Below are 12,493 nucleotides of genomic sequence, written 5' to 3'. Positions count from 1 at the left end.
ATCGCGCTATGGAGGCTCTGTATTTTAGCATTTAATCAGCTATCAGGGATTTATAGAAATAGGTTGTGCCACAAGGCGTACCATCCGGAAGGAGTGCATAGTTGGGAATTTCCCCAACGACCTTCCATCCACATTTTAAGTATAGCGCATGTGCGGGACTGTAACTTACTGTGTCGAGTACCAATAATGACTTTCCGAGCGTTTTTGCTAGCTGTTCGATACGGTTAAGTAAGCTTTCCGCCAGGCCCCGGCGCCTAAAAGATGAATGTACCAGCATCTTCGCAACATCGGCGCGATGAGGTTGATTTCTGGGGAGATCTACCTGTAGCTGTACCGTGCCCACGATCTGATTGGACGAGGTGTTTTTTGCAATGAGCAACACAATTTTTCCTGCGGTAGCCTTAACCAGAACCTGTTGCCAGAAGTTGCTCGCTTCCTCATGACTTAAGTCGCCCATAAACCCTACTGAAGCGCCTCCGCGGACGACATCCATTGTTAATGAGGCCAGTTCGGAGATTGTCTTTCCATCTGGTTCACTCCATTCTTCAATCACGATATTGCTTAAATCTGTATTTTCCATAAATATGATCTAATTGTTCATTCTTCTTAAACTTCGCTAGTCTCGATAAAAGAGCAAATGCCGATACTTGATACGTTGTATTTTGGTGCCTCTAACCTGACTACGGTAACTCATCAAACAAGCTGATTTCGAAAATTTTGTCCCAATTCTTTCCGGTAATAAAGAAAGTTTTTGACTTTTTGTTATAAGCTATTCCATTCAGCACGTCCAGATCTATATGTTGGGTGACCTGTTCGCGTAATTCAGAAAGATCAGCTAAAGCTTCAATTGCCCCAGTTTTGGGGTCAATAATACCAATGATATTCTCCATAAAAAAGTTGGCATAAATTTTTCCGTGCACCCATTCCATCTCATTGATATGGTCAACGATTTTCTCGTCGGTAGCGACACGTATATAGTCAATCTTGGAAAAATCCTCAGGATTGATCAGGTAAATGTGCTCGGATCCGTCTGACATGTAGAGTTTTTGGCCGTCACAAGTAAGGCCCCAGCCTTCTATCTGTTGAAAATAGGGCAGTGTTTTTACTTTATTGAATGTGTTGATGTCATAGACAAAGGCTAGATTGTTCTTGTACGTCAGCTGGTATAGTTTCCGGTTTAATATCGTTGCTCCTTCACCGAAAATTGAATCTGGTAGCTCTACTTTTTTGGTCGGTATTCCTGTTTTAGGATTTACCATTCGGATACTGGATTTGCGTTTATGTCCGCTGGCACCGATACCGTTTCCCGTACTTTCCATGAGTTGATCTCCATAAAATTCCAGTCCCTGCGTGAACGCTGTGATATCATGTGGGTATGTGTTGATAATCTTGTAACGCATTATTCTCGGCGGTGTTGAAGGCAGATAGTCTATATTTATCGCGTTCTCAATCGACGCCCCCTTGTTAAATACGCTAACTTTAAGTATCTGTTTGCCAAACTTTTCTCTGCCCAACGTGTATCGGACGGGCCTACTATCTTTTACAGTTGCAATAAGATGATCATTTATATAATATTGCACAGAATCTATTTGTAACCGATTGGACTCCGCAATTTTAAAGTCGATTTCTTCCCCCTGAGTGTACTTTTGTTTAATGCCTTCCAAACTAATGACAGGCGCATGTTGGGGTTGGTTATCGATTGAGGAGGGTGCAGAATGTTTGTTGTTTCCTCCGCATCCGATTAAAAAAAATGCCCACATCGGTGTAAGCAGAGTTAGTGTCTTTTTCATAAAATGTAAAAAATATTTGCTATACGTAGGTTGGTACTTTCATTATAAGTCATCGATCATCATTTTTAAATATAAGCATTTTAGCTAAAGACCTGAACCCTTATGGTATTTATTATTGTTATATATGTATGAAGGGAAATTATTTTTCGGGGACGAGCGGTATTCTCTTGCCCTACAAAAACAAGAACTTTTATCCAAAAGAACTGCAGGATAAGAGCAGATTATCGGTCTACAGTTTATTGTTTAATTCTCTGGAAGTGAACAGCTCATTTTATAAGATGCCCAGATTGGAGACTGTTGAGCGCTGGAGTGACGAGACAGGTCCTGATTTTCGTTTTACCTTTAAATTATGGAAGGGAATTACACATCAAAAAGACTTGATGTTTGATACTGACGATGTGCGTAAATTCTTAGGGGTAATCCAGGGTGCAGCAAATAAAAAAGGATGCCTGCTGGTACAATTACCACCGTCGGCCAAGTTTCCGTCAATTACCAACTTGGACCGGCTTTTGGGCGTGATCGCGTCTGATGAAAGGAGTGTAGGCTGGCAAGTGTGTGTAGAATTCAGGGACGATTCTTGGTACCGTGAAGAAACGGAAGAACTGTTGCAGTCCTATAATGTACATCGCGTACTGCATGATAAAGATGGTAAAGGCCTGAGCATTTCCCGCAATGGTACAGGTATTGTGTACATACGTTTTCATGGGCCCAACGGAGACTATCGCGAAAGCTATGAAGATACATTACTCTATGAGTACAGCAGCTATATTAATGATTGTCTTGCTGAAGGAAAAACAGTTTATACCTATTTCAATAACACGATCGGTGCGGCGATTGCCAATCTTCGTACATTGGAAGGTTATATCATGAGAGAATAGCTGTTGCGAATATATTTGTTGCCCATATACCCGTCCCAAGTTTCGTGATCACGCATGATGTGGTGGTAAACACTTGTCAGTGCTTGAAGTTTGGTAAATAAAGGTATGCCTTTTCTGATACGATCGCGATCTGCATAACACCCGTGACAATCATGCCACTGCAACCATTCAAGCAACTCATAGCGCTTCATTAGGGAGAGTCGCTCGAATAGCGCCTGGTCTTTAAGGTTTAGAAGCTGATAGCGCCAATCTTTTTGCCGCGTTTCCATGGCAGCTATTTCGGGCAATTGATGACCAATGATTTGTTTGATAAACATTTCCATAATGAAATTATTAATTTTTGAATATTAACTGTCCCGTTGCAGCAGGGAAATCGTTATGCTGTTTCCTCAAATGAATGTATAATATTTCTTTGTAAGTATATTCAACAGCTTTTGTTTTGGAAAGGAGGGGTGCACCATTATCAAGACATTTTCGGTCCGTATAGTTTCCTTTCGGTTTATGCCATTGTAGCCACTCAACGAGTGTCTCCCGCGGCATGCTTTCAAGCCGTTGCATTAAACCCGTTAATTCGCTGTTTTTGAGCTGTTCACGCCAGTCTGACCGCATTGGAATCCCGCCAAGTGTACGGCTGGTCTTGAATCTGTTTTCTATCGTCCCTTTCATCATATCTCTTTAAAAAGCCAACTTACTAATAATGGTATTACCCAGCTTGCTTTTCATGAATAACTCGATCTGTTTAAGTAATTCTGGACTGATTTCTGGAACTCTTTCCAAATCCCGAATAAACCATTTTTGAATAATCGGGTATTGCTTCAACGTAGGGTCAAACTTCACGACTTCAGCACGTGATGACTTTCCATCAGGATCGTAGAACGACCAGAGTACAATAAAAATTGTATGGGGATCCTCGTCAGGGTAAGGTGTATGAAAACGAACAATATCACCTACATGGAGATCTCTATTGTCGTATACTTTCGCTTGTTCCATAAAGATACTGTCTAAAATTGATAGTCAAATATACTAAAAATATTAGTTTATGGAGATTTTTGTGCTATTTTTTTTAACAAAAATATCGAAAGCTATGTAAGTGTCCTGTTTGCGTGGTAGACAGATAGCTAAATTAATTCGTAATACAAGATCAGGTGTTACGAAACAATAGTTCGCAGGTTTTAGCTGAGAAATGTGGGCTAATCCTTCAAAAAAGAGAGCAGTGGCTGAATAAACTGACCAAAAGCTTCAATATGGGGTAAATGTCCTACGTCTTCAAGTTCCACGAGTTTTGAGCCTTTTATTTTTTGCTGAGTTTCTTTTCCTAAATTCTGGTATTGCCCCATGGCTGCTGCTATTTTTGGATCCTTTACGTTAGCTTTGCCAATGGCTGTCCGATCCCGGGTACCTATAATTAGCAAAGTTGGGACTTTGATATGCTGAAATTCATACATTACGGGCTGTGTAAATATCATGTCCGAAGTCTTGGCATTCACCAGTGCAACGGTAGGGTAGTCTTTGGCTTTGGTCCATCCGGTAAGCAAATATACCCATTCATCATATTCGGGCTTCCATTTGTTGTCGTAATAGAATCCTTTTTGATAACTTTTTGCGGCATCGTAACTGGCATTTAATTCGGTTTGAAAATTTTGGTCAATGGTGGTATAGGGTGCCACAACTTTCCAATCTTCCAGACCGATAGGATTTTCCAAGATAAGTCTTTCGACAGTTTCGGGATATGTCAGTGCTAATCGCGTAGCGAGCATACCGCCCATTGAATGGCCGAGCAAGCTAATTTTGTTGAGATTCAACTTATCCAGTAGCAGCTTTGTATTTGCAGCCAATTGCTGAAAACTGTATTGATAGGCTGTCGGTTTGGAAGACTTACCGAATCCAATCTGATCTGGAATGATAACCCGGTAGCCTGCCCCGTTCAGTGCCTGGATGGTGGTCTTCCAATAGGCACCATTAAAGTTTTTACCGTGGAGAAGCATAACGGTTTGCCCGTTCGGCTGCAGAGGTTTGACATCCATATAAGCCATTTTTAAGTTTTCGCCCTGGCTCTTCAGCTCGAGAAAATGTACGGTATAAGGATATTGATAATTGCTGAGCATAATATCAAGGACGGGACGGCCGGTTTGCGCATGGCCTGTGAAGTAAGTCAACGCAAGTAACATCGCAGAAAGCGTCTTTACAAATAGTCTCATTATTACTTTTTTATTTTCGCTGTGGTAGTTTTACTTTAAAAATCCTGTATGGCAGTTCAACTTTGCTGATCCCATTATTCCACTGCGGGTCTCTGGAAAGCTGTGCACACGAGAAATAAAGATAACCATCGCCTCCGATCCCTAAAGAATCCGGCCATAGCAATCTTGGGTCTTGTGTGAGTGTATGGATCTCTCCATCGGAAGACAGGTACTTGATACTGTAGTCCATTGAAGTTGTGAGATAAATGTTACCTTGGCTATCCGCAAGTAAACCGTGGGTGACTCCAACCTTTCCCATATTTTCCACCTTTTTTTGCAACACTGTCGAAGATAAGGATGAGTCCGCTAGATGCCTGGTTGCTATGCGGTATAAATATTCCTTGTTTATGGGTTTGAAATAGAGGTAATTAAAGTCGTGCGTTAAGGCAATTCCGTTGACATTGGAAAGAAACGGTTTGCCGGCTGTATTACGCATAGCTGTACCAGAATAACTGAGCACAAGTCCGGGATCGGCAAGTGTGAAGGATGTGTCTTCCAGCGCTTTTCTAGTTTTTCCTGTCCGGAGGTCAAGAATAATGATTGCCGCCTGTCCGGGATCCGAAAGATAAGCTAGGTTTTTCGGAATATCGATGCGGACGTCATTTAGCCCTGATTTTTCTTTGTCAATATCGTCGAAGGTGTAAATGCGCTCGACTTGATCCGTACGTGTATTAATTTTTAACAATTTGAATTGTCCCTCGTCAATCTTACCTGAACCGCCAAAGATGGAACCAGAAGAAGATGGTTTAGAGTCCAGTACCCACAAATAGTCCTGCGCGTCGACAAATATATCCTGAACGTTGACAAAATGAGACTTTTCATTACCCTGTTTGTTCCAGTCTTCGTTGGGATAGGGGACGCATTTACCATTTATAATTTCCGTCAGGCCGTATTGGTAATCCTCTTTTTGCTTTGGAAATGAAACAAATAATCTGTTGTTTGAACTTACACTGACTCCAATAGGGCGGTAGGGATCAAAAGAAGCTGCAATTTCCAGGTTAGGATCCAATGGAAGCTTTTCTTGCGCCCGGATGTTAATACAAAAGGTATGGATCAACGGTAAAATAAATAGAGTTTTTCTAATCATTATTCCAGTATGTTTAAAATATAACCTCTTTTTTAAGCCTATTGTTTTACCGAATTATACGAAATTAGCTATACCGTTCTAAGCTTACTTTGTTGTATTGTAAACTTCTCTTTATAACATGTTCAACATCCTTCGAACAAGTTACAGTCATAAAATGCTCCGCTCCTTTAGCGACAACGTAGTACATAAGTGCTTGATGGGTAGGATACTATCTTTTTCTCCTTGAATGTGTGCTATATTGGTGGGAACCTCTTTGTTGACCCAGGCTAAAATCTGATTCACTGCCCAGCGCAAAAATTTGGAATCGGCAGCGGCTGGGGTATATTTTGGATGGCTGCATCTATTGTTGGACCAATATGCTTATATCTAGACCAGGGTTTTCTTAAAATGCTCTATTTTCTCATTCAGCTGTTCTAGAAGTATAGGGTCAGTTATCGTGCCATTGTTCAAATCAAAGTTATCGTAAAATTTAGGTAATGAGAAGGAGTCTTTGATTATCGCGCCAAATTGAGGAAAGAATTTCTGCGCTTCTGCCATCACATTGCCCCCTCCATAGCCACCGGGAGAAGTCGTCATCAACAACATAGGCTTGTCCTGAAATACTTTTACATTTATTCTCGATGCCCAATCAAAGATATTTTTAAATGCCACACTGTAAGAACGGTTGTTCTCTGCTAAAGAGCATACGATGACGTCACAGGCGGCAATATGTTCTAAAAAACGGTAAGCTGCGTCGGGATAACCTTTTTTTTCTCTGTCGACAGAAAATACCGGCATATCGTAATCGTTTAAGTCGATGAGGTCAATATCATGCTGTTGTTCAAAGCTTTTGAGAACGAACTTAACCAGCTGTTTATTAATAGAGGTGGAAGAATTGCTTCCTGCGAATGCGAATATTTTCATGGTATGTCGTGCTTCTTTGTTTATTAAAAATAGGTAATTTTTAATCAATTTTATTTTACATCGTTTCTAAAAATCGAGTACATTGGAATATCATAATATTTTCCGTCCTTCTTTAAATGCTGTTTTAGGATCGCTTCGGGCTTCATGCCGATTTTGTTCATCACTTTTCCCGATGCGACATTGTGCGGAAAAAAAGTAGCAAATATTTTGTTGAACTTCAGTTCTTTAAAACCATATTCAATAATCTTCTTAGCGGCTTCTGTCACGTAGCCTTTATTCCAATAGGGTATAGCTATCCAGTAACCCAACTCCGCTTTATCAGAGCCCTCATCCTGTAGTCCAATAGCCCCCAGCAGTTTTCCGCTTTTATCCCGAATAGCGAAGTTAAAAGCTTTATGGCTTTTGAAGGCCTCATCAGACATTTTGAGCCAAAACTCTGCATCTTCTTTACGGTACGGGTGGGGAATATTCGAGGTAAAGTCGGAAAATACCTTGTCTTGAAGATAAGTTACAATCTGAGGAATATCCGCGGTAGTTATGGCGTTGAGGATGAGTCGGTGTGTCTCGAGCTTCGGAAAATTTCCCATTTTTATACTTTATAAATCGTGAAAAAAGTCAGCGTGAAATCATTGATTGACGGTCATTTGCATCGTTGCATGATCGCGACAGTTTTTCCGGAATCAACCATGTCGCACGTGGAAAAAACGGCCTCACTGTAAAGTTTAATATTGAATCACGAAGATAAGAAATTGGAGTTATTTTTCAAGACATCTTGTTTTAAGTTAGCTGATTCCGGCTAAACAATTACCCTCCCACCATTTTGTCGGCATATTTTAGGGTCTGATTGCCGACTTGGTAATATGATTACATATTTTTTGAGATAATTTCAATGTATCGCTTGTGAGAGTATTTGTGTTATGAATAGATCAAATTGATGTTGTGATCCAATCAGATACGCATTTTGATAGTGGTCGATCCGGGATCGTATATGCAGACGGATATCCTTTTCGCTGTTAGTGGAGAGAATGATGACAAATTTGTTGCTAATATCGATCTGTTCTAACAGAGAGTTGATAGCGGAGTTGCTGCCACAACTAAATAGAAGGATCTCCGAACACCTCGCGGCGGTACAGACATCTTCATGAGAGACCAGAAGGAGACGAGGGTTGTTCTGTACCCATATGCTGTACGTTTCTGTAAGCCAGACATAGGGATGCCAGATACAGATCGAATAATGCGATTTACTGATTAATGGAATTCGTCCGTTCGCAGTGATCGGCTGCAAATTAATAACTGGTTGTGCTACCGTCTCTCTCTTCGCGTTTGCGGATGACCATCGTGTGAGTGTATCCGCGATGTTTTTCACGCATGGATCATATTGTCTTAGCGAAAGTTCTTCTACTTTTACTTGATGCTGAAATTGCTTCTGAATGTGGCTGAACCTGACAAATAACGAACTTAGGTGCTTCCTTATCTTATTGTATGCTGTTCTCATGCTGATTATTGCGTCGAAGGAAATGAAAAGGTCAGTGTGTAGAAATTTACCATGCCGTTTACTTTCTGTAGTGACGATAAACGACATGGTTAATTGACTGTATAATCTTTTGTTTACATCGAAGGCGACACAATTGGTCACATCCTCACTTTGTAACGTATATTGATAGCAAGCTGCCCGACAAATGCTGTTTTTTGCATGCTGATGCTGTCGATTTCGGCCATCGTTTCAGCCCCATGGATCATAATATCTTTCAGATCCGGTTGGTCGTGGTCCGAACGGGTTTCTTTAAAAAATTGTACAGCCTGTCCCATTTCGTAACAATTAGCGATAGCTAGGCCCAAATTTGTCTGTAGCTCATCGGGCATCGTCATGAGCTGGAACTTTTGACTCGTTGTCAGTGCAAAGTTAGTTTCCATCCAAGCCAAAAAATCTTGGCGGATGGCGCTGGTTTCATTTTTTAGTAATGTTTCTGGTAGTGCTAAGATTCGAGATTGTACTTTAGCCACTCCACTGTTGTTAAATTGCTGTTTCATTATTTAAATTTATTGTAAGACAAAATGTAAATATTTCATCAAATTTCATTGTTTTTTGACCAAAAAATCTGATAACACGGCAGTCCCATGCAGGTTGTTGGCAATTGGCTGCTATTTTATAATCAAGATATTATCTAAGGTGATAAATCCGCTTGTCTTATTTGCTGGGTAAGAAGCGCGTTGGATTTTTTTATTAATTTAGGTATAATTTTTTTATAAAAATAATCTGTTATTTTAAAATTTTGATAGAAATGGTTATCTTAGTGTAGGTTTATTTTAAATAACTATTATTATCCTAGCCACGCATTTTGGAGGAACACTATGAAATCTATCGTTTACTTTTTTTGTTCGCTGATGCTATCTATTGTCTTTAACTTAAAAACAATATCGATACAAGGTTTTTTGGAACGCACAGTTCAGTTAAAATATTGGGTCTTAGTAGTTATTATGGTATTTGTGTTTTGGATTGGGGCTACGATAGTATCCCTGGTACTCAATTTGCCGACTTATTGGAGCGTATCCTATATGCGGCAGCGATTGGGGGGCGGCGTAAAACATATACCAGGATTGGATATCATTTTGCATTTTATCGCTTTCTTTTCCCTTCTACTTGTGTCCGTTTTTCCATTTTTACTCTTGTACGTTGCTGTCATTTTTGTCTATAGCCAGTCTTCTGTAGAGCGCTCAATCCTTTTTGAATCCCACATGCAAACTTATGGGATCCGTTATGCAACTATTTTTGTATCCTATAGCCTGATGGTTTATATGCAGGAAAACTGGTCGTTGCTATATCATTCGGTTGGTCAGCGCCAAAATCTGGCTGTGATTTACGATCGGCCCTTTATGCAGGTCATCCGTAGTATGGAGTTTGAAAAGGAACTTCCGGCTCCTCAGCCTATTGTGGCAAAACGCAAAGTCCAGGGTAGAGTCAGGCCTTCGGTGGAAAAACTGACTTACACAGCACCCATTGTGATGTTAAAAGGCAGGCCGCCGAAAAAGGAAGATAGGACATACGGTTTGGACATAACAAATGTTGATATTTATTTATTGGCCGATCTATTGGCGAAACAAGGCGTATTCGAGCAACAAGTCAACTTGAGCGCTCTGCGCTTTATTGATATCGTAGCCGTTTACGTGACGGCCGAAACTAAATGTATTATTTTACGAAATGGGACCATGCTTGATTGCCCAACTATCTTTGAACAGCTCAGGAAGATCGGTATGGACAACTGGGTTGTTAAAATATCAAAAAATTATGCTGTTAACATGATTTTTGTACGATATCCAATCAAGCGGGTCGCGGACGATTTAAAGTTCCAGACCTTCGTAGAAAAAATGTTGTTGCAGAATATTAGGCAGAATGAACTCAATACTATATTGCGCACGGGTAGAGGGCTCAGAGGGCAAAATGTGAAACAATTTTTGAATGGTCATCCCACGTATTCCCGCGGTGGTTGGGATGCCTTGATCCGTATTTAAATGACTGTCCATGTCAGGCGAGTCGCTGAGAGTTTTACGGATGCAACGAAGCGTATCATGCCGCGGACAATTTTAATTTTCGTACGAAATCACTACTTTTGCTGCCGATGATCATTTTTGTTGGACATTTTTAGAAAAAAAAGTCATGTAATACAACTTAAATATGTTAGAGGTGAAGCAACCATATGGAGAAATCCAAAATGGTTAAGAGAGCTTATACTCCATACTCATATCGTTGTATTATTATTTTATTTATCAAAAGATGGAATCAACTAAATATGGTCGTACCTACCATTTTCCTTTTTCTCCTGGAACAAGCAGTGACGATCGTTTCAATCATGAATATTGGACAGATATCCAATCCTTCCCGGGTTTGCTCTATACAGAGAAACTGGATGGGGAAAAACAACTGTCTATCTAAAAGAGGGGTATTTGCACGTTCGCATGCAGCTCCGACAGTCACCCCGTGGACGGCGGCATTACGGGAACACTGGGGAAGATTAAAAAATGATCTGGGCGACCTGGAGTTTTTCGGAGAAAATCTTTATGCCGTCCACTCCATTGAATATGTCAAATTAGAACATTACTATTACGTATTTGCTGCGCGCATTAAAGACATGTGGCTTTCTTGGGATGAAGTTCAATTTTATGCTGCTTTATTTGATCTGCCAACTGTCCCCGTATTACGAGTGGATATCGTGCAAGACTTGACGCCCATACGGCTACAGGATATTATTGAAACTTTTGCAGCACAGGGGTCCGTATTTGGATCTATTGATCCGGGGACGGGGGAAGGCTGTACGTGCGAAGGACTTGTTTGTCGAAATACAAACGCTTATTCTGTTTCGGAATTTAATCATAACATATTTAAGTACGTTCGACAAGGTCATGTGCAGACAGATGAGCATTGGACAAAGTCATGGAAAAGAACAAAGCTCATCTGGGAAAGGAATTCAAAAAATGGACTGGAAAATAACAGATAATAAAAATTGGCAGAGTCTACATGATCAGTTTTCATGGATACGCGATATGCAGTATGTCGCTCAAGATCCGGTACATCATGCTGAAGGCAATGTCGCAATTCACACCCAAATGGTTTTGGAGCAATTGCAGCACTCAAAGACCTATCAAAGGATGAGCATTCAACGGCAGGAAGTTTTATGGGCTGCTGCACTTTTACATGACGTCGAGAAACGGTCAACAACATTAATCGACGGTCAAGGACGGATTAGTTCGCCCGGTCATGCGCGAAAGGGAGCGCAGACAGCACGGGAAATTTTATTCCGGGACGTCGAGACGCCTTTCGTTTTGCGGGAGGAAATTGTGGCGCTGGTGTATTATCATGGGCTCCCTCTATGGTTGATGGACAAGGTGGATCCCTTGAAGAGAGCACTGCAAGCTTCCTTGCGGCTCGATATGGCTGAGCTAAAACTGCTGGCGGAAGCAGACGTAAAGGGCCGGATTTGTCAGGATCAGCGTGGATTGCTCGATGCTCTTGAACTGTTTGAGTTATATGCCAAGGAGCTGGCGTGTTGGCATTCACCGCGTGTTTTTACAAGCTCGAATGCACGGTTTACTTATTTCAATAGGCAAGAAGGTTACGTGGATTATGTACCTTTTGATCGCTTTAAATCCACAGTAATCGTGTTATCAGGCTTGCCGGGGATGGGTAAAGATCATTATATCAGTACCCTTCCTGAAGATGTGCCCATTATCAGTCTTGACGATATCCGTCGCAAACACCGTATAGATCCGACTGATAGAAGAAGAAATGGATGGGTTGTCCAACAGGCGAAAGAGCAAGCGAAGGGTTATCTGCGCCGCGGGCAGAATTTCGTGTGGAACGCGACAAATATCACATCTATGATGCGTAAACAGCTAATCGATCTTTTTGTCAGTTATCAGGCGTATATAAAGCTGGTCTATATCGAAAGACCCTATGATCAGTGGCGAAACCAGAATAACCAATGTGCGTATCCTCTTTCCGAGGTGGTGTTGGACAAGATGTTGCATAACTTGGAAGTGCCGTTGCTGACAGAAGCACATGAGGTCTTATATGTTGTCGATTAACTGGCAATACCTTAACGG

The 12,493-nt window shown here is 41.0% G+C and carries 16 protein-coding genes; 5 read left to right on the top strand and 11 right to left on the bottom strand.

The window, feature by feature from the left end:
• Window positions 1-31: 31 nt before the first annotated feature.
• Both K7A41_RS09195 and K7A41_RS09190 read right to left on the bottom strand, forming a co-directional pair.
• Window positions 32-580, bottom strand: coding sequence for a GNAT family N-acetyltransferase (locus K7A41_RS09195; RefSeq protein ID WP_265713495.1), 549 nt, complete (start codon window positions 578-580; stop codon window positions 32-34).
• Window positions 581-680: 100 nt separating this feature from the next.
• The gene (locus tag K7A41_RS09190) at window positions 681-1,790 is read right to left on the bottom strand and encodes a glutaminyl-peptide cyclotransferase (protein ID WP_265713494.1); all 1,110 of its coding nucleotides are present in this window, start codon (window positions 1,788-1,790) and stop codon (window positions 681-683) included.
• A 128-nt stretch (window positions 1,791-1,918) separates the two neighbouring features.
• Here K7A41_RS09190 and K7A41_RS09185 point away from each other — a divergent pair, with 128 nt between their 5' ends.
• On the top strand, window positions 1,919-2,668 hold the full coding sequence (locus tag K7A41_RS09185) for a DUF72 domain-containing protein (RefSeq protein ID WP_265713493.1): 750 nt from the start codon (window positions 1,919-1,921) through the stop codon (window positions 2,666-2,668).
• Here K7A41_RS09185 and K7A41_RS09180 read toward each other — a convergent pair.
• The 9 genes from K7A41_RS09180 to K7A41_RS09140 form a co-directional block, all read right to left on the bottom strand.
• Window positions 2,650-2,991 carry a hypothetical protein gene (locus K7A41_RS09180; RefSeq protein ID WP_265713492.1) on the bottom strand — a complete coding sequence of 114 codons (342 nt, stop codon included), beginning with the start codon at window positions 2,989-2,991 and terminating at the stop codon, window positions 2,650-2,652. The two genes, K7A41_RS09185 and K7A41_RS09180, sit on opposite strands and share 19 nt — an antisense overlap.
• Window positions 2,992-3,001: 10 nt before the next feature.
• Window positions 3,002-3,337 carry a hypothetical protein gene (locus tag K7A41_RS09175; protein WP_265713491.1) on the bottom strand — a complete coding sequence of 112 codons (336 nt, stop codon included), beginning with the start codon at window positions 3,335-3,337 and terminating at the stop codon, window positions 3,002-3,004.
• A 6-nt stretch (window positions 3,338-3,343) separates the two neighbouring features.
• On the bottom strand, window positions 3,344-3,658 hold the full coding sequence (locus tag K7A41_RS09170) for a hypothetical protein (RefSeq protein WP_028069082.1): 315 nt from the start codon (window positions 3,656-3,658) through the stop codon (window positions 3,344-3,346).
• A 200-nt stretch (window positions 3,659-3,858) separates the two neighbouring features.
• The gene (locus K7A41_RS09165; RefSeq protein ID WP_265713490.1) at window positions 3,859-4,866 is read right to left on the bottom strand and encodes an alpha/beta fold hydrolase; all 1,008 of its coding nucleotides are present in this window, start codon (window positions 4,864-4,866) and stop codon (window positions 3,859-3,861) included.
• A 10-nt stretch (window positions 4,867-4,876) separates the two neighbouring features.
• On the bottom strand, window positions 4,877-5,992 hold the full coding sequence (locus K7A41_RS09160) for an SMP-30/gluconolactonase/LRE family protein (RefSeq protein WP_265713488.1): 1,116 nt from the start codon (window positions 5,990-5,992) through the stop codon (window positions 4,877-4,879).
• 366 nt (window positions 5,993-6,358) lie between these two features.
• Window positions 6,359-6,895, bottom strand: a complete 537-nt coding sequence (locus K7A41_RS09155; protein WP_265713487.1) for an NADPH-dependent FMN reductase — start codon at window positions 6,893-6,895, stop codon at window positions 6,359-6,361.
• A 50-nt stretch (window positions 6,896-6,945) separates the two neighbouring features.
• On the bottom strand, window positions 6,946-7,482 hold the full coding sequence (locus tag K7A41_RS09150) for a GNAT family N-acetyltransferase (RefSeq protein ID WP_265713486.1): 537 nt from the start codon (window positions 7,480-7,482) through the stop codon (window positions 6,946-6,948).
• Window positions 7,483-7,781: 299 nt separating this feature from the next.
• Window positions 7,782-8,390 (bottom strand): hypothetical protein, encoded by a 609-nt coding sequence (locus K7A41_RS09145; RefSeq protein WP_265713485.1) that lies wholly within the window; start codon window positions 8,388-8,390, stop codon window positions 7,782-7,784.
• Window positions 8,391-8,527: 137 nt separating this feature from the next.
• The gene (locus tag K7A41_RS09140; protein WP_028069076.1) at window positions 8,528-8,926 is read right to left on the bottom strand and encodes a hypothetical protein; all 399 of its coding nucleotides are present in this window, start codon (window positions 8,924-8,926) and stop codon (window positions 8,528-8,530) included.
• Between the two features lie 447 nt (window positions 8,927-9,373).
• Here K7A41_RS09140 and K7A41_RS09135 point away from each other — a divergent pair, with 447 nt between their 5' ends.
• The 4 genes from K7A41_RS09135 (at window position 9,374) to K7A41_RS09120 (ending at window position 12,475) form a co-directional block, all read left to right on the top strand.
• Complete coding sequence (locus tag K7A41_RS09135) at window positions 9,374-10,405, top strand: hypothetical protein (protein WP_265713484.1); 1,032 nt, start codon at window positions 9,374-9,376, stop codon at window positions 10,403-10,405.
• Window positions 10,406-10,667: 262 nt separating this feature from the next.
• Window positions 10,668-10,826 carry a hypothetical protein gene (locus K7A41_RS09130; RefSeq protein WP_265713483.1) on the top strand — a complete coding sequence of 53 codons (159 nt, stop codon included), beginning with the start codon at window positions 10,668-10,670 and terminating at the stop codon, window positions 10,824-10,826.
• A complete protein-coding gene (locus K7A41_RS09125; RefSeq protein ID WP_265713482.1) occupies window positions 10,801-11,388 on the top strand; it encodes an RNA ligase family protein in 588 nt (195 codons plus the stop codon). The genes K7A41_RS09130 and K7A41_RS09125 overlap by 26 nt, the downstream gene beginning before the upstream one ends.
• On the top strand, window positions 11,366-12,475 hold the full coding sequence (locus K7A41_RS09120; RefSeq protein WP_265713481.1) for an AAA family ATPase: 1,110 nt from the start codon (window positions 11,366-11,368) through the stop codon (window positions 12,473-12,475). Before K7A41_RS09125 ends, K7A41_RS09120 begins: the two co-directional genes overlap by 23 nt.
• Window positions 12,476-12,493 lie beyond the last annotated feature (18 nt).

Source organism: Sphingobacterium sp. InxBP1 (assembly GCF_026191775.1).
Lineage (GTDB): Bacteria > Bacteroidota > Bacteroidia > Sphingobacteriales > Sphingobacteriaceae > Sphingobacterium > Sphingobacterium thalpophilum.
The sequence above is the reverse complement of the archived record's forward strand: the minus strand, read 5'-3'. Positions and strand labels throughout refer to the sequence as shown.